General features: G+C 55.1%; 14 protein-coding genes. 9 read left to right on the forward strand and 5 right to left on the reverse strand.

The annotated features are described in order from the left end of the window. Positions 1 to 48 precede the first annotated feature (48 nt). Complete coding sequence (locus JWF83_RS01100) at positions 49 to 3732, forward strand: hypothetical protein (protein WP_413648054.1); 3684 nt, start codon at positions 49 to 51, stop codon at positions 3730 to 3732. A gap of 14 nt (positions 3733 to 3746) precedes the next feature. Here JWF83_RS01100 and ftsP read toward each other — a convergent pair whose 3' ends face one another. The 3 genes from ftsP to parC form a co-directional block, all read right to left on the reverse strand. Next, positions 3747 to 5171 carry a cell division protein FtsP gene (gene ftsP / locus JWF83_RS01105; RefSeq protein WP_413648055.1) on the reverse strand — a complete coding sequence of 475 codons (1425 nt, stop codon included), beginning with the start codon at positions 5169 to 5171 and terminating at the stop codon, positions 3747 to 3749. A 144-nt stretch (positions 5172 to 5315) separates the two neighbouring features. Next, complete coding sequence (locus JWF83_RS01110; protein WP_413648056.1) at positions 5316 to 6053, reverse strand: 1-acylglycerol-3-phosphate O-acyltransferase; 738 nt, start codon at positions 6051 to 6053, stop codon at positions 5316 to 5318. A 114-nt stretch (positions 6054 to 6167) separates the two neighbouring features. Continuing rightward, on the reverse strand, positions 6168 to 8441 hold the full coding sequence (gene parC / locus JWF83_RS01115; RefSeq protein WP_413648057.1) for a DNA topoisomerase IV subunit A: 2274 nt from the start codon (positions 8439 to 8441) through the stop codon (positions 6168 to 6170). Positions 8442 to 8905: 464 nt separating this feature from the next. On the opposite strand from parC, the gene JWF83_RS01120 reads away from it, so the two are divergent. The 6 genes from JWF83_RS01120 to JWF83_RS01145 all read left to right on the forward strand — a co-directional run bounded on the left by JWF83_RS01120 (position 8906) and on the right by JWF83_RS01145 (position 14242). Further along, a complete protein-coding gene (locus JWF83_RS01120) occupies positions 8906 to 10471 on the forward strand; it encodes a BglG family transcription antiterminator (RefSeq protein ID WP_413648429.1) in 1566 nt (521 codons plus the stop codon). A gap of 21 nt (positions 10472 to 10492) precedes the next feature. Further along, positions 10493 to 10963, forward strand: coding sequence for a PTS sugar transporter subunit IIA (locus JWF83_RS01125; RefSeq protein ID WP_413648058.1), 471 nt, complete (start codon positions 10493 to 10495; stop codon positions 10961 to 10963). A 23-nt stretch (positions 10964 to 10986) separates the two neighbouring features. After that, positions 10987 to 11301, forward strand: coding sequence for a PTS fructose transporter subunit IIB (locus JWF83_RS01130; RefSeq protein WP_413648059.1), 315 nt, complete (start codon positions 10987 to 10989; stop codon positions 11299 to 11301). Between the two features lie 25 nt (positions 11302 to 11326). After that, positions 11327 to 12418: a PTS fructose transporter subunit IIC gene (locus JWF83_RS01135; RefSeq protein ID WP_413648060.1), complete on the forward strand. Its 1092-nt coding sequence runs from the start codon at positions 11327 to 11329 to the stop codon at positions 12416 to 12418. 11 nt (positions 12419 to 12429) lie between these two features. Further along, a complete protein-coding gene (locus JWF83_RS01140) occupies positions 12430 to 13281 on the forward strand; it encodes a class II fructose-bisphosphate aldolase (protein ID WP_413648061.1) in 852 nt (283 codons plus the stop codon). 94 nt (positions 13282 to 13375) lie between these two features. Beyond that, positions 13376 to 14242 carry a ketose-bisphosphate aldolase gene (locus JWF83_RS01145; protein ID WP_413648062.1) on the forward strand — a complete coding sequence of 289 codons (867 nt, stop codon included), beginning with the start codon at positions 13376 to 13378 and terminating at the stop codon, positions 14240 to 14242. Positions 14243 to 14286: 44 nt separating this feature from the next. Here JWF83_RS01145 and JWF83_RS01150 read toward each other — a convergent pair whose 3' ends face one another. Both JWF83_RS01150 and JWF83_RS01155 read right to left on the reverse strand, forming a co-directional pair. Then, positions 14287 to 14502: a hypothetical protein gene (locus tag JWF83_RS01150; RefSeq protein ID WP_413648063.1), complete on the reverse strand. Its 216-nt coding sequence runs from the start codon at positions 14500 to 14502 to the stop codon at positions 14287 to 14289. Positions 14503 to 14764: 262 nt separating this feature from the next. Continuing rightward, entirely contained in the window at positions 14765 to 15886 is a 1122-nt protein-coding gene (locus JWF83_RS01155; protein ID WP_413648430.1) for an amidohydrolase, read from the reverse strand. Positions 15887 to 16167: 281 nt separating this feature from the next. On the opposite strand from JWF83_RS01155, the gene JWF83_RS01160 reads away from it, so the two are divergent. Further along, positions 16168 to 17319, forward strand: coding sequence for an amidohydrolase (locus JWF83_RS01160; protein ID WP_413648064.1), 1152 nt, complete (start codon positions 16168 to 16170; stop codon positions 17317 to 17319). After that, a complete protein-coding gene (locus tag JWF83_RS01165) occupies positions 17319 to 18179 on the forward strand; it encodes a VOC family protein (protein ID WP_413648065.1) in 861 nt (286 codons plus the stop codon). Before JWF83_RS01160 ends, JWF83_RS01165 begins: the two co-directional genes overlap by 1 nt. Positions 18180 to 18196: the final 17 nt, after the last annotated feature.

The raw sequence follows: 18196 nt of genomic DNA on the forward strand, positions 1-18196 counted from the left end.
CTTGTCTGTTTCAGCATAGTTTTATAACTTAAGGAATAACTGCCGCCTATGCCGAATAATAAGCTGGTTCCCGTCAGCCAAAGTAGTCACGCCACCCCTATTCCGCCGCCAGCTTCTTCTTCCGCCAGCGGGTTAAGCGCAAATCTCCGCCAGACCGCCAACACTCCGCAGCAGTCGGCAGCCGGCATTATCTTGCGCGCGCCTCCTCTGCCGCCGCTACACCAGCCAGAAGCCCCGCTAACCCGGGGGTTCACAGCAGCACCCACCTTCAGTCGCGGTGCTCTGTCCTCTTCTGCACCGCCACCCAGCGCGCTGCCGGGCGCAGCGCCCTCAGCGCTGGCGCCTGAACCCGGGATAGCCAGCGGCCGCTCGCTAATACGGCCGGTAAAAAAAATGTCGCTAAAAGAATCCGCCCAGCGCGCTGCTCAGGGCTCCAGCTCAGCCGGGGAAATGGTTGCCCTGATGATAAAACATCAGAAAATCGCCCGACAGCCCGACGCCGACAGCGCTCAGCAAGCGGATAACACCGCATCTGCCGCGGTTTATGCGCCGCCGGGTAAACATGTCAAGACCTGGCATGAGATGTCACAGCAGGAGCGCGATGCCTGCGGCGGCGCGGCGGGTTACGGCAAAACGCATAATCTCAACCCGGCGAGCTGGCTAAATATGGCTAATGACAAAGGACTCAAGCAGCGGGGAAAAGATCGTCTGACCCACGGCCAGCTCAGATCAAATACCGATTATGTTTTTCATCTGAATAAATGGGAGAACATGACAGATGAACAACGTGCGGACCCCCGCGCTTATGCGGATAAATATAATATCTATTTTCCTGTCTGGTCAGTGCTGGTGGACCAGAAAGGCCTCACCACCAAGGGTAAGGATCGGCAGTTTGAAGCGCAGATTGCCGCGGATAAAACGCCGCCGGATTATACCTTCCACCTTAATGCATGGTGTGAACTCGCGGATGAGGAGCGAAAAAAACCAGACGCCGCAAGGTTATATGCCAGGGCAAACCGGTTGCACATTACCTGGTGGCGTCGCCTGGTCGATGCCGATGGCCTGACCAGCAGAGGAAAAGCTAAGCTGGCCCCGACGCTATCCGCGGATAAGGTGGACTGGGGTTACCATTGCCAGCACTGGCAGAATAAAACGCAACGCCGGCCAGCGGCGCCGGGCGAAGCCGAAAAGTATGGCCGTCAACAAAACCTGCCGTTAAGCGTGTGGCTGGCTTATGCCGGAGATAATGGATTGTCGAAAACCGGGCAAGCCAAACTGGCCTTCGCCAATAACATCCAACCTGTCGATTACAAATTTCATTGTCAGGAATGGCTGCGTATTCTGGCTGAAGAGCCAGATAAATACCCGGCGGCAATGGACTATGCCATTGAAAAAGGGCTGGATCCTGGCAACTGGACAAGATTAGTAACCGGTAAGGGGCTGAGAGCACCAGGGAAAAGATTGATTCAACCGCGGGAGGATACGGTCAAAGTAAACTGGGTCAAAGAGTGCCTGCAATGGCAGCAGCTGACGGAACAACAGGGCGGCGCAGGGTGTTCGGCTGAAGAGTATGCGGTCGAAAAAAAATTCAGCGTGGTGCAATGGGCCAAGTATGCGTCCAATCACGGCCTGACCCCGGGCGGAAAAGAAAAGGTACGCCAGGCGCAGGAAAACCTGACCAGGGATCTGGTTGAGTATTGTAAAAAATGGCAGGCGATGACGCGGGAAGAACGGGGGAAAATTGGCCGCGGGGAGTACGCCAGGGTCAATAAACTTGACCCGATTCGCTGGCGAAAACTGGTAGACCTTGATGGATTAACCCCCTATGGGGAACAGGAAGTCAATCCACCGACAACCATGGAACTGACGCCTTATCTGCAAGAATGGCAGCGCATTAGTCGCGAAAAACCGCAAACCCGGCAAGAGGCGATACAGTATGCGGTGAAAAATGGCATCCTGATTAGCCGCTGGCTGAAATTCGTGAATACGGCGACATTCAGTTCCAGTAACCTGCAACAGCTGCCCCGCCTGCATGCCACCGAGCAAAGACTGAGTTACCCGGCGATAATCTCCGAGTGGCTCAAACTACCAGCGAAGCACCGGCAGACAAAGGGAGCGATGACCACATTTGCCCGTCAGCATGATCTGAAACCCGGTAATTTTTCCTACTTTTTGCGCAAGTATAGCCAACAGAACCCCACGGCTGACGACTCCCCGTCGCCACCTCCGTCGCCATCGTCGTCAGTGCCGCAGATAAAAACCGAACCGCCCTCACCGAGCGGCGGAGGAGTTGAGGTTATTACCTTTGATAAAGATGACCACGTCATTTCAAGCCGGCTGCCGGAACCGCGGCTGCTGGAGGTGATGCCAGACGACGATAATGGCCCGATATTAAATACTGCGGACGGTTCACCATCAGACATCATTCAAAAACTCGGGCCGTCAGAAACCTGGCGAGTCAATCACTGGGGAGAAATGAACCACGTCTTTACCGGTATGCGCAGTAAAGAAGCAAAGCAACTGAAAGCACAGCTGCGGGAGCAATTTCGCCAGATAGTGGCAACGAATATTGCCCTGCCCTCTTACCGGCCGGGGTACCTGGCAATCCATGGTTCCCATCATCAGGTGGACGAGGAGATTATCCCGCTGGGCAACGGCCTGTTTAACAGCAGCAACGAGGTGGTGGAAAAATTTACCGTGCTTGGCGCCTATAGCGGTGCCTGGCATATTGACGGCTCGGCCTCGGGCGTCCCCGGCACCCTTAGTCAGGAGAGAAGAAAATATGGTACCCGTGCGGTTCTGACCTATATTTTTGGCACCGGCGCCGGCACGCGCGTGGTCAGTGCCGTGAGTCAGGGTAATCGTCTGAGAAAAATGAATACTGGCCAGCTGCCGGGTAAAGAGAAAATTAGCGACAATAATGTGGCCTGTGTGCTTTACGCCTCTAACATCCATTTTTATGTCACCACCCGCCCGGTGATGCCGGGCGAGGAGTATTTTATCAGCTATGGCGAGCGCTATAACCCCAACTTTGCCATTGAGGTCGCCAGAGAGCAGGAAGCCGCGGAAACCAGGCAACACATTAAGCGCATGATGCAGGACAGCAACATCAGCAGGGATGAAGCGCTGACGAGGATCAAAACCGAACAACAAGAGCTTACTACCACCGACACGCCGCTGCGGCCAGAAGTGAGTTTTACTGCCGCTGATATTCGCAATATTGCCGATACGCTGTTACGCACGGCGAAAGCCTGGCGTTCAGAGCTGGGAGATATGGCCCCGCTAATATTGGCGCGAGCGGAAGGCATGCCGCAGAATATGGTGCTGACTATCCACCGCGGCGCGGTCACCCATGTTTACCCCTGGCGGCAGGATGGCTATATCCTGCATGGAGATCGGTTTCAGCCATTGCCGCACCAACTGCATGTGCCACTCTTTCTGAGCGGCGAAGAGGGTGCAACGCACTATAATGCGGTTGATCGCCACGGCGGGTTAATCGCCAACCCGGCAGATGGCGACTGCTTATTCCGCGCAATCGGCCAGGGACTGCGCGAGTACGGCAATCTGGATTACAGCATTGCGCATTTGCGTCATATCGCCGCCGATACGTTTATCGCCAACAATGATCGCTATCTGGTGAATGTCGATTTAGATCAGCTGATCGCGGATGTTGAGCAGGAAAAAACGCGCCAGCGGTCGCTGAGAAAGCGGACGGCGGCGCGGATGGAATAAAGCGTTCCGGCCGATCAGTATGAAACCGCAGGCTGTACCAGCAACTGCCCTGCGGAACCACGATCGGCCATCTCCAGCATCTGGCTGTGATAAACAAACGGGAAATGTTCGGATGACGGCTGGGTAAACATCACCAGCAGTTCAACATCGCCATCCACCCAGACGGTATCTTTCCAGCCGCGGTCCTCGCCCATTGGCAGAGCGCCATTGACGTTCTTCAGCAGGAACATCACCCCTTCAATATGGAAGGACTGCGGCGTATCGGAATGAATAATCCAGCGCTCAAAGCTCCCCTGCCGGGACTGCACATCAATACGCGTCATATCCCAGAGCGCGCCATTAATCCCCGGCAACGAATCGCCAAGGCGGAATTCGCGGGTGCGGCCCGGCAGGCCATCAAGGATCTGATCGGCTACCAGTCGCATCGGCAAATTATCCGTGACTAACGGCAGCAGCCCGGTAGGACGCAGGTTCAGCACCGTGGTGGAGGTTAAAATCGTCGAAGGTTCAAAGAAGCCACGCAGGCGATCCATAATACTGGCGGCCACGCCGGCGGTAATTGACACTTCCGCGCCCTGCGACATATCGACCAGCACTTCGCGCCGCTCGCCCGGAGCCAGCGACAGCTGTAGTACCGCTACCGGCGCAGGCAGAAACCCCTGATCGCCGGCGATAACATTAAACGGGCGACCGTCACTCATTCCCAGCTGATAACGCCGGGAGTTGGAGGCATTCAGCAGGCGTAACCGCACCCAGCCGCGTGACACCTCGACATATGGGTTTTGCACGCCATTGACCAGCAGGGTATCGCCAATAAATCCGCCATTGGATGGCGGGTCATATTTCGGTACGCCAAAATTATCCAGCCGCTTATCCTGAATAATCACCGGGAAATCATCGACGCCATAATGGTTGGGAATCGGTAAGTTTTTACTGATCTCATCCTCCACCAGCCACATTCCCGCCAGGCCGTTATAGACATGAGGCGCCATACGGTTCGGCGTGTTGGCGTGATACCAGCAGGTGGCGGCGGCCTGACGAATCGGCACCACCGGCGACCAGTCAATACCGGGTGACATCATACGCGGTGCTCCGCCCATCAGCGCGCCGGGCACCTGCAATCCCGCCACGGTCATCGCTACCGGCTCACTCAGGCGGTTACTGTAGATCAGTTTGACATCATCGCCACTCCAGACGCGTACCGTCGGCCCGAGATAGAGACCATTAATTCCCCATACCGGCACTTTGTTGTTGTCGCCGCTAAATGACCAGTTGCTATGTTGCAGAGTGAGAAACAGCGGCTGGCCACGACGGGACTCCAGCAACGGTGGCACCGGCAGTGCGGTTGCCTTACCTGCCGCGCGGGCGCTGAAAGGCACTGCGCCCGCGCACAGGGCGATACCCGATGCCTGAATAAATTGACGTCGACTGAAGGACATAAAAACTCCGAACCCGTAAACGCGGCCAGGCAGAACATGCCGCTTTCCATTTTTTTATGATAGTGAGATTAATGGTGCAAAACATTAACACGGGCGGCATCAATGCCGCCCTGGTCCTGAAATTCCTGCAATATCACCAGAGGGTTAAATCTTATTACTGGCTTCGCGCTCAGCCACTTCAGCATTCAGCTGTTCCAGCTTAACCATCATCAGCTCGCGGCAGTGGGTTGCCAGCTTACGTACTGACTGATTTTCGAACTGCTTAACATCTACCGGCGGCAGCATCTCGATAATCACTAAACCATTTTTCCAGCGATTCAGTTTAATTTTGTTATGGGTATTAGACACCACGATCGGGATAATCGGCACGCCTGCGGTCATGGCGGCGTGAAAGGCGCCGGTTTTAAACGGCAGCAAACCGCGACCGCGGCTGCGCGTACCTTCCGGGAACATCCAGAAAGAGATTTTTTTCTTTTGAAATTGCTCCACCATTTCACCAATAGTGCCAGCGGCTTTCGCCCGGTTATTGCGATCGATCAGCAGGTTACCGGTCAGCCAGTAAAGCAGTCCAAAAAACGGGATCCACAACAGGCTCTTCTTACCGATAGTCACCGTCGTTGGCTGCACAATCTTGGCCGCGGTGATCATGTCGTAGTTGTTCTGATGGTTAGCAATATAAATGGCATTACCATAATTTTCAGCACCGGCAGGCCGGCGCAGTTCAACTTTCACGCCAAACACCCACGACAGGCGGCCAAACAGGCGGCCAAAGGTCGCAACATGACGCGGATTTCGTGGTGAAAACAGGCAGTAAATACAGCCAAACACACAAACCAGAACCGAATAAATGACGACAAAAATGGCACGTAAAATTAAGAGCATCACAACCTCGTTATTGCTTCCGAGCTAAGAACCTGGTGCTTCAGCAACACACACCGGTAATACGCCGGACGTGGCGGCGGTGATCCCCGCCGTTAGCACGCCCGATACTGGCCGTTATTCTTCGCTATCACCCACCGTTGGACGCGCAGGCGCATCAACATCCACCCGATCGATACGCTGTAAGCCACGCGGTAACAAGGTACCGCGGCGGCCACGTTCAGCCCGGAATTTCTGCAACTCTTCGGCGCGCAGCGTCAGTTTGCGTTTGCCTACGTGCAGGGTTATGGCGCTGTTCGCCGGCAGCAACAGCAGCCATGCCAGCTTATCTTCGCCCGATGCGGCTTGCGCCGCCGGAATCGAGATAATCTTGTTACCCTTGCCTTTCGACAGCTGCGGCAAATCGCCGACCGGGAACAGTAACATACGCCCGGCGGAGGTGATCGCCAGCAGCAGATCATCGTCACTGTGAATCGCCATTGGCGTCATCACCCTGGCATTTTCCGGCAGTGACAGCAGCGTTTTACCGGCGCGGTTGCGCGACACCAGATCGCTGAAAGTACAGACAAAACCATAACCGGCATCGGAAGCCATCAGCAGTTTTTGCTCATCGGCTTCCATCAGTACCTGCTCGATTACCGCGCCCGGCGGCGGCGTCAGCTTACCGGTCAGCGGCTCGCCCTGGCCACGGGCCGATGGCAGCGTCATCGGATCCAGCGCATAGCTGCGACCCGTGGAGTCAATAAATACCACCGGCTGATTGCTCTTGCCACGCGCCGCCGCACGATAACTGTCACCGGCTTTATAACTCAGACCGGACGGATCGATATCATGCCCTTTGGCGCTGCGTACCCAGCCAGACTGCGACAGCACAATGGTCACCGGTTCAGAAGGCACCAGCTCATGTTCGCTGATGGCTTTGGCTTCGTCGCGCTCACGCAGCGGAGAACGACGATCGTCGCCGTAGGCATCGCTGTCGGCCTGCAGCTCTTTTTTCAGCAGGGTATTCATTTTACGCTCAGAGGCGAGAATGCCCTGCAGATGATCGCGCTCTTTCGCCAGCTCATCCTGTTCACCGCGAATCTTCATCTCTTCCAGTTTGGCGAGATGACGCAGTTTTAATTCCAGAATCGCTTCCGCCTGCGTTTCGCTAATCGCGAAGCGCGACATCAGCACCGGCTTAGGTTCATCCTCAGTACGAATGATATGAATGACTTCGTCGATATTGAGAAACGCAACCAGCAAACCTTCCAGGATATGCAGGCGTTTCAGCACTTTTTCCAGACGGTGATTCAGGCGACGACGCACCGTATCGCGACGGAATACCAGCCACTCAGTCAGGATCTCCAGCAGGTTTTTCACCGCCGGACGATTGTCGAGGCCGATCATATTCAGGTTAATGCGATAACTTTTTTCCAGATCGGTGGTGGCAAACAGGTGGTTCATCACCTGCTCCATATCCACCCGGCCGGAGCGTGGCACAATTACCAGACGCGTCGGGTTTTCGTGATTGGATTCGTCACGCAGATCCTCCACCATCGGCAATTTTTTATTGCGCATCTGCGCCGCAATCTGCTCCAGCACGCGCGCGCCAGAGACCTGATGCGGCAGCGCGGTGATCACCACATCGCCATCTTCGCGTTTCCACACCGCCCGCATGCGCACCGAGCCACGGCCATTTTCATAGATCTTACGGATCTCATTACGTGGAGTAATAATTTCCGCTTCGGTCGGGTAATCCGGCCCCTGCACAATATCCAGCAATTCATCCAGCGTGGTTTTCGGGCTGTCGATCAGGGCAATCGCCGCTTTCGCCACTTCGCGCAGGTTATGCGGCGGAATATCCGTCGCCATCCCCACCGCGATACCCGTGGTGCCGTTCAGCAGGATATTGGGCAGGCGCGCAGGCAGCATTTTCGGCTCCTGCAGGGTGCCGTCAAAGTTCGGGACATAATCAACCGTGCCCTGGCCCAGCTCGCCGAGCAGCAGCTCAGCATATTTCGACAGCCGTGACTCGGTATAGCGCATCGCCGCAAAGGATTTCGGATCGTCCGGCGCACCCCAGTTCCCCTGGCCATCGACCAGCGGATAGCGATAGGAGAAGGGCTGCGCCATCAGGACCATCGCCTCGTAACAGGCGCTGTCGCCATGGGGATGGTATTTACCCAACACGTCACCAACGGTACGCGCGGATTTTTTAAATTTGGCGCTGTTATTCAGCCCCAGTTCCGACATGGCATAGACAATGCGGCGCTGAACCGGCTTCAGGCCATCGCCTATATAAGGAAGCGCCCTGTCCATGATGACGTACATGGAGTAGTTGAGGTACGCATTCTCTGTAAACGTATGCAGGGCAAGACGCTCTGCACCATCCTGCGTCAAATCGCTCATGAATCTCATTTCCTCACATCGCAGCGCGATTATTAGTCACTTCGACACGCCACACAGCGGTAAGTTTGGCGAGGATAGTACCTTATCTGGTGATGTTCTGTCACAGGGAACCGCGAAGCTGCTGCGCAGACGCGCTGCGCAGATGACCTGAATAGCCGAAAGCGGATTAATTGCCAGTTATTATTAAAATAATATTTAATCTGCGAACAGGGTCACAATTATTTATTCCACGCAGGAATGTGACCCTCATCCCAATTAATTACCCCATCGCCATGACCTTTTAATTTTGTCCGATGCAGCGGACAATTTTTAGTATTGTCGTGACGACTACCGGCGACTAGATTAATCATCACAGTCAGTTAAATACTCATTTTTCACCCGGCAACCGTAAAGGAAATAAGTAAGCAACAGTAATCAAAAAATAAGCATCAGAACATCTGATGCAAACTGGAAAGGGTAATATGATGCAGCCACTTACCTCACGACAAAACCGATTATTGAAATTCCTGCTGCAGCATCAGGAGCATGTGACGGTTAAAAATATTGCACATTATCTGGATGTCTCAGAAAAAACCGTCCATCGCGATATGCAGTTTGTTGAAGCCTTCCTTTCTGCCTGGAATATTTATCCAGACAAAAAGGTCGGCGCGGGCATCATGTTAATTGCCGCCGATGACCAGCGTTTAATTCTGCTGGAACAGCAAATTGTGGTGGATGACGGCGACAGCGATGCGCTGGCGAACAATGCGCGGCGGGTAAAAATAGCCTCGCAGCTGTTAAGCGATACGCCGCGGGAGACGTCGATCAGTAAACTGTCCGAGCGCTATTTTATCAGCAGCGCATCAATCGTTAACGATCTGAAAATCATCGAAAGCTGGATGCAACCGCTCGGGCTGACACTGGTGCGCAGCCAGAGCGGCACGCATATTGAAGGCAGCGAAAGCAGTGTGCGTCAGGCGATGGTGGCGTTAATCAATCAGGTGATGAACCACAAAGAGCCGGGAATGATTAACCATTCGCGCCTCGACCCCGGTAGCTACCACGCCCTGACCCACTATTTTGGCGCGGAGGATGTCGATTTCGTCCAGCAACTGTTGCAGGAGATGGAGCAACAGCTAGCGTGGCAGCTGGGTGAACCCTATTACGTCAATATGTTCACCCATATCCTGATTATGATGCACCGTATGGCTACGGGAAACTCCCTGACGCTGGGTGAGGAGACTATTTACCAGCAGGTGGATAATCATATTTTCACCATCGCCGCGAAGATGGTGCAGCATATCGAACAGCGCGTCGATAACTCGCTGCCTGCTGACGAAGTGTGGTTTATCTACCAGTATATTATCTCCTCAGGTATCGTTATCGAAGAGCGAACCGACAATCAGCCGCCGCATTATAATTATGCTAACGGGCAGTCACGCCGCTTAACGCTCTGTTTAATTGACCTGTTTTCCGATCTAATTAATATTGATCTGCGTAACGACAAGTTACTTTATGATGGCCTGTTAATTCATGTAAAGCCGCTACTGAACCGGCTTAAATACCATATCCGTATTCGCAACCCGTTATTAGACGATATTAAAAGCGAACTACAGGATATTTACCAAATCACCCAACAGGCGATTAGCCAGCTGTGCCAGCGCTTTCAGTTGCAGGAAATTGCGCCAGATGAAATTGGCTATTTGAGCATTCACTTTCAGGCGGCGCTGGAGCGGCAAATTGCCCATAAGCGCATCCTGGTGGTCTGTTCCAGCGGCGTCGGCACTTCTCACCTGCTGAAAAGTCGTATTCTGCGCGCCTTTCCCGACTGGATTATCGTCGGCGTCGTCTCCGCCAGTAATATGGCCAGTTTCTGTCAGCATGAAGATATCGAGCTGGTGATCTCCACTATTCATCTGGAACAGCAGCAGATCCCGGTGGTGTATGTTTCGGCATTTTTTAATGACGATGATATTAAACGTGTTACTGAGAAGGTGATTGCCAGCAAATTACATCAGGCGGTCAACGCACTCCCGGCAACTGAGCATTAATTTTCTTATGAGGTGAAGTAAATGGATATTAATAAAATTCTTAATGCTAAGCGCGTCAAACTCACCATGACTGCCACCAGCAAAGATGAAGCGATTCAGGAACTGACCGATCTGCTGTATCAGGATGGCGCACTGAGCAGCAAAGAGGTGTTTATCCGCGATGTTTATCTGCGCGAAGCCGAAGGCTCCACCGGTTTTGAAAACCATATTGCCATTCCGCACGGTAAATCGTCGGCGGTAAAACAGACCACGCTGGCCATTGGCCGCACGCGCCAGGATATCGCCTGGGAGACCCTTGATGGCAGCAAGGTACGCTGCATTATTCTTTTTGCCGTGCGTCTGGAAGATCAGAACACGACACATATTCGCCTGCTGTCTCAGGTTGCCAGCGCGCTGGCCGACGATGAGGTGATTGCTCAACTGTTGGACGAGACCGACCCGGAAAGAATTATTCAACTGTTCAGCCAGTACGCGGAAACAGACCTCTGTTAACCCGAAATAAGACGAGGCATAAGATGAAAATAGTTTGTGTCGCCGCCTGCACCGCAGGCATCGCGCATACCTATATTGCGCGGGAAAAACTGATTAAAGGCGCTAAGGCGTTAAATCATGAAATAAGAGTCGAAACCCAGGGCACCATTGGCACCGAGAATGAATTAACCGCCAGTGAAATCGCCGCCGCCGACGTGGTTATTTTAGCCATCGATATCAAGATTAAAGGTGAGGAACGCTTTAAAGGCAAACCTGTTGTCCGGGTCAAAACGGATATTGTCATTAAGTCCCCGGTTAAGTTTCTGGAAAAAGTAGCGGGTTCGTTAGAACGCGCCTGAAGATAAACTTTTCGGAATAAACATTATGAACGACAACAAAAGTAAAGTCGGTCAGCAAATTAAGGGGCACCTGCTTACCGGTATTTCATGGATGATCCCGCTGATTGTCGCCGCCGGGATCTGTATCGCCCTCGGTCAGGTGATTGGCGGCACCCACGTCGCGGAAAAAACCGGCAGTATTGCCTGGATGCTGAACCAGATTGGCGGCTGGGGTATGGGGCTGATTGTGCCGCTGATCAGCGCCGCCATTGCCTATTCGATTGCCGATCGCCCCGGTTTTGCGCCTGGTCTGATCGTCGGCTTTATCTGCGGACAGATTCAGACTGGTTTTATTGGCGGTATTCTCGGCGGTTTTCTCGTCGGTTACACCGTACTGCTGCTGCGCCGCGCTATCAGGTTACCGCAATCAATGCAGGGCCTGATGCCGGTGATGATCCTGCCGGTGCTGAGCACCATTATCGCCGGGCTGCTGATGATGACCTTTGTCGGTCAGCCGATTATCTGGCTGCAAAAGGCGCTGATCGCCATGCTGCAATCGATGCAGGGCGGATCCAAATTCCTGATGGGGGCGATTCTCGGCGCCATGGCCACCTTTGACTTCGGCGGGCCGGTGAATAAAACCATGTCACTGTTTGCCGATGGCATGCTGGTCGATGGCATCTACGGCCCGGAAGCGGTGAAATTTGTCGGCTCGATTATTCCCCCGTTTGGCATCACCCTGTCGTTCCTGCTGACGCGCCATAAATACACCAGAGCCGAGAAAGAGGCGCTAAAGGCGGCTTTCCCGATGGGTATCTGCATGATTACCGAAGGGGTGATCCCGATTGCGGCCCGTGATCTGCTACGGGTGGTGGGCAGTTGCGTGGTGGCTTCCGCCATCGCCGGTGGTCTGATTATGGTCTGGGGAGTGGAAGCGCCGGTGCCGCACGGCGGAATGTTTGTGGTGCCGCTATTTACCAAACCGCTGATGTTCTGTCTGGCGCTCGGCATTGGTACCACCATCTGCGGTGTGATGCTGTCGCTGATTAAGAAACCGGTCACCCAGGCCGACGAAGAGTTCGATGACGTCGAAGACCACAGCGTGCGTGATGAAGACATTAAATTCACTCTCGAATAACAGGAGTAGCTATGTACGCCTCAATGAAAACCGTGATTGATGACGCCTGGCAGCGACAGTACGCGGTATTAGCCATCAACTGCTTCAATCTGGAAACCGCGCGCGCCGCCATCGCCGCCGCGGAACAGCAGCAGGCGCCGCTGATCCTGAATGTTTATCAGGGCCATAGCCGACACTTTCCGCCGCATATCGCCATGCCGCTGGTGCAGGCGCTGGCGCAGCAGGCATCGGTGCCGGTGGCACTCAGTCTCGACCATGGCAAAGCTTTTGATCTGATTGGCCAGTCATTTCGCGCCGGATTTACCGGCCTGATGATTGACGCGTCAGGCCATCCGCTGGCGGAAAATATTCGTCAGACACGCCAGGTAGTGCAAATGGCGGCAACCGCCGATGTCTGCGTCGAAGGGGAACTGGGGCATATCGCCGATGCCCCGGTGTATAACCTCGACGATGCCGCAGTAAAAATGACCCGGGTGGAAGATGTGATGCCATTTATCAGCCAGACCGGCATCGATCTGCTGGCGGTCTCCGTCGGTACCGCCCACGGCCTTTATCCGCCAGATGTCACGCCGGAAATTAACTTTGAACGTCTGTCGGCGTTGCATCGCGAGTCGCCGGTACCGCTGGCGCTACATGGCGGCAGCGGCACCAAAGCCGAGGATATTCGCCGCGTCAGCCAGCACGGCGTGGCGAAGATTAATGTCGGCGCGGCGGTATTTGAAGCCGGGAAAAACGCGCTGCAAAACGCGCTGCGGCAGCAACCCTCTGCCGAACTGGCCGATCTGCTCATGCAGATGGAGTCCGCCTGTCAGCAGGTGGTGTTTGAGTATCTCAGCTGGTCGGGTGCCGCCAACAAAGCCTGACCCCTGGCCTGTTCCCTTTACCGTTATACCCGTCAGCGCCTGTGCCCTGATGTGGGAATGCTTTCGCCCAATTTAACCCAGATGGAGAAGTAACATGTTGATTTCAATGCACGAAATGCTGAAACCCACCCGCGAACACCGTTTTGCTATTGGCGCCTTTAACGTTGCCGACAGCTGCTTTATTCGTGCGGTAGTGGAAGAAGCGGAATCCACCGACACTCCGGCGATTATCTCTATTCATCCCAGCGAGCTGGAGTTTGTCACCGATGCGTTTTTCGCCTATGTACGCGAAAGAACCCTGCGCAGCAAAGTGCCGTTTGTTATTCACCTCGATCACGGCGCCTCGATTGCTCATGTGCAGCGGGCGATCCAGTGCGGCTTTACTTCCGTGATGATCGACGGCTCGCTGCTGCCTTATGAAGAGAATGTGGCGCTAACCCGCGAAGTGGTCAAACTGGCGCATGCGGTGGGTGTCTCGGTGGAGGGCGAACTGGGCACCATCGGTGATACCGGCACGACGATCGAAGGCGGCGTCAGTAAAGTGATCTATACCGATCCGGCACAGGCGGAAGATTTTGTCCGGCGTACCGGCGTCGATACGCTGGCGGTGGCGATTGGCACTGCGCACGGCATCTATCCGAAAAATATGAAGCCAGAGTTGCAGATGCATATTCTGCGTGATATCTCGCAACGCCTGTCGATCCCGCTGGTTCTGCATGGCGGATCCGCTAACCCGGATGCGGAGGTGGCGGAAGCCGTTACCCTCGGTGTCGGTAAGATCAATATCTCCAGCGATATGAAGTACGCCTACTTCGCGAAGGCCCGCGAGATCCTCAGCCGTGAAAGCTGGTGGGATCCGAATGCCATCTACCCGGAACCGATCAAGGCGGCCAAAGAAGTGATCCGCTACAAAATGGCGCTCTTCGGTGGTACCGGTAAGGCACATCTGTATCGTGCTTAAGCCGGTCAGGTATGTCTTGCCAGTACGCTGGCAAGACATATCGCTTATCCTTTTGCCGGATTCAGTTCGGAGCGATCGATAGCAACCTCTTCCACACCATATTTGGCGAGAATTTTTTGCCAGGTTCCGTCCTTTATCAGGGAGTTCACCGCCTCAACCCAGTATTTCGCGTCACCGGATTGCTTACTGACCGGGATACCGGCGTAAACCGTATCAAAGATTGGCCCGACGCGTTTCAGATCGCTCTGACTTTTCAGCAACCAGCCGTTTTCGCCGGTATAGCCGAGCGTGGCATCAGCACGGCCGGATCGTAACGCCAGCCAGGTCGCACCGCGATCGGGAAACTGGCTCAGCTTAATCGCCGGTTTACAGCGAATAAATTACCTTAGCGGATTAACCACCCTAATGTTTAAAGCCGTGGTTTTAACGCCCTATTTAGCGGGGATGGTTGATAACTGCCATCGGCAATGAAGGGGGGAGTAACCGCAGCAAACCAGGCTGTCGCATTAGCACGCTGATTATTTAGCGCAGAGCCTGGCTGGCGAGGCGTGCAAAGTAATTTGCGGCCGGTGCGATCAGCGCTTCGTCCGGATTAAATCCGCCGTGATGCAAACCGTATTCGCTGCCGCTGCCGATACTGACAAAAGCGCCGGCGATCTGCTGCAGATAGATAGCAAAATCTTCGCCGCCAAGATGCAAATCCGCGGTTTGCACCGTATAACCGCACTGACGCGCCACCTCGCTGCTAAAGTTTGCCCAATGGCTATCGTTGATCAGCACCGGTGGCCCCGGATGCCAGCTCAGTGTGGCATGCGCGCCAGCGCCGGCGGCAACAGACTCCACCACCCTGCGCACCCGCGCTTCCAGCTGCGCCCGCACCTGGAAATCATGGGTACGGGCAGTGCCGCCAAACTCCACCACCCCTGGCAGGACGTTCCAGCTTTTGCCGCCATCAATACGGGTGATACTCAGCACCAGACTGTCGAGGGTATTAAAGCTGCGGCTGGTTAACGCCTGCAGTGCCTGAATAATTTGACTGGCGATCACAATGGCATCGACCCCCTGCTCCGGATGAGCGGCATGCGCGCCTTTACCCTCAACCCGGATAACAAAACGGTCCGCATTGGCATAGAAAGCCCCGGCGCGCGTGGCGAAGGTGCCGGTCGGCAAGCCAGGCTCATTGTGCATGCCAAAAATCGCCTGCACGCCATTCAGTGCCCCCGCATTGATAAACTGGCGTGCGCCGGTACAGTTCTCTTCGCCCGGCTGAAACAGCAGCCTGACGCGTCCGGGCAACTGGCTTTCCTGCGCTTTCAACAGCAGCGCCGCGCCCAGCATCACCGCGCTGTGCATATCGTGACCGCAGGCATGCATCACCCCTTCATGGCGTGAGCGATAGCCCAGTCCGGTGGCTTCATGGATCGGCAGTGCGTCTATATCGGCGCGTAGCGCGATTAGCGGTTCACCGCTGCCGATTTCAGCAATAACGCCGGTGCTAACCGGATAATCGGGGAGGCGAATCCCGGCGTCTGCCAGCCAGCCGCGAATACGCTCACTGGTAGCATATTCATGGTTTGACAGTTCAGGATATTGATGCAGCTCGCGCCGCCAGGCGATCAGTTGGGCTTCCAGAGTTACGCTCATCATCTTTCTCCCGGGTTGCTCAGGCGATATAACATCCACCCATCCCCTTTCAGATATCAATGGCATTGATAGTGGGGTGGCTAGCTTATTTGGTAAAACAACAATTCTGAGCTAACGAATTTAAAAACGGCATAAGAAACATCACGCCTGATGCGCGCCCCCCTGCACCTCTATTGCATATTTTCGCAAAAGCTTAGTGTAAATCCTTGGTTTATCTCTGACCGCTCAATTGCCGATGATATGCAGCTGGCTCATTTCCTTTCACAATTCTGAGGATAAGCATGGCGGAGATCTCCACGGAACAACTGGTGCGCTGGCGCCGCGAACTGCATCAGCATCCTGAACTGTCGAACCATGAGTTCGATACCACGAAACGCATTACCGCCTGGCTACAGCAGGCCGATATTCGTCTGCTGCCGTTGCCGCTCAGAACGGGCGTAGTGGCGGAAATTGGTCACGGTGACGCGCTGATCGCCTTGCGCGCCGATATTGATGCGCTGCCGATTGAGGAAGCCACCAGCCATCCATGGAAGTCGCAAAACAATGGCGTGATGCATGCCTGCGGCCATGATGTGCATACCTCGGTGATGCTGGGAGTGGCGCATCGTTTGCGCCAGCAGGAGAAATCCCTGCCGGGCCGGGTACGCATCCTGTTTCAGCCCGCAGAAGAGACCTTTAATGGCGCGCAGCAGTTGATCGATGCCGGCGCCTTAAAAGGTGTGCAGGCGATTTTCGGCATGCACAATGCGCCGGATCTACCGCTCGGCACGCTGAAAACCCGTGGCGGCGCCTTTTACGCCAATGTCGATCGCTTCGTGATCCGTCTGCGCGGCAAAGGCGCTCACGCTGCCCGTCCCCATGAAGGGGTGGACAGCATTGTGATTGGCAGCCAGATCGTGCTGGCATTACAGGCATTACCGAGCCGGGTGTTCAGTTCACTGGAGTCGGTAGTAGTCAGCATCACGCGTTTTACTGCCGGTAATACCTGGAATGTGCTGCCACAAAGTGTCGAGCTGGAAGGGACGGTTCGCACCCACAATGATGCCATTCGCCAGCAGATCCCGCAGCGTATTCAGGCGATTATCAGCGGTATTGCTGAGGGTTTTGGCGCAGAGGCTGAGCTTGACTGGCAGCCAGGCCCACCGGCGCTGGTTAATACACCGGCATGGGCGGATTTTGCCCTGCAGCAGGCTGAGCAGTCAGGCTATCGCACCGAGGTGGCGCCATTGCAAATGGGAGGTGAGGATTTCGCTTTCTATTTGCAGCAGATCCCCGGCGCTTTTGTCAGCATTGGCAGCGCCAGCCAGTTTGGGTTGCATCACCCAGGATTTGATCCCGCAGAAGCACTGATTGCTCCGGCGGTAGACTATTTTACCGCGCTGGCGCCACGCGCTCTGCAGGCGGTCGCGCCACCGGAAAGCCTGACGTCCTGATGGCGAAAACAAGGAGAGTTGCGCTGGCGATCCCGGCTCCCACACCCGAGCTGGATCATGTGGTGATTAATGTTTCCGACCAGCTGACCAGCGTGAGCGAGCTCTACCGACGGTTGGGTTTTCAGCTAACGCCGCGCGGCTATGATACCTCGGGTGCCACTCATCATCTGGCGGTGTTTAATCATACTTATCTTGAACTATTGAGTATGGCGACGGATGGTGATCATCCGTGGCCATATCCGCCCGGTCTGAGCGGCCTGGCGTGGAAAACCGGCGATGCCGATGCAGTATATCAGCATCTGCAACGTCAGGATCTGGACGGCGATGCCCCGGCCTCGTTCGGGCAGCCACTGGCCCGGAACGATAGTAGCGAACCGGAAGCACAGTTTCGTACCGTGCCGCTACGTCCGGCGCTGGTCGCCAACGGACGTAGTTTTTTCTGTCAGCATCTGACGCCGCAGGCAATCTGGCAGCCCGCCCGGCAACAGCATCCTAATGGGGTCAGCGATATCAGCGAGTTTGTGATTGTGGCGCAGGATCCGGCCAGGGTGGTGCAAGTCTACTGTCAGTTGTTTGGCAGCCATCGCATCCTCGCCGGTCTTGATGGCGCTTTTACGCTGCGGGCCGGTGTCGCGACGGTGCGTTTTGCCGCCACCAGCTATATGGAGAACCGCTTTGGCGGGCTGCCGGCTGACTATCAGGGTGAGCCGCGCATGGCGGCACTGAGTCTGCAGACCGGCGAACTGAGCAAAACCCGCGCCAGCCTGCTACGCGGCGATATTCCGTTCCGCGAACAGCCGGATGCCATCGTGGTGGATGCCAGCCGGGCGTTTAATCTGGCGCTGCGCTTTCACCTATAGCGTCGTTAACTGGCAGC

It is taken from the genome of Pantoea sp. B65 (assembly GCF_047308185.1).
Classification (GTDB): Bacteria; Pseudomonadota; Gammaproteobacteria; order Enterobacterales; family Enterobacteriaceae; genus Erwinia.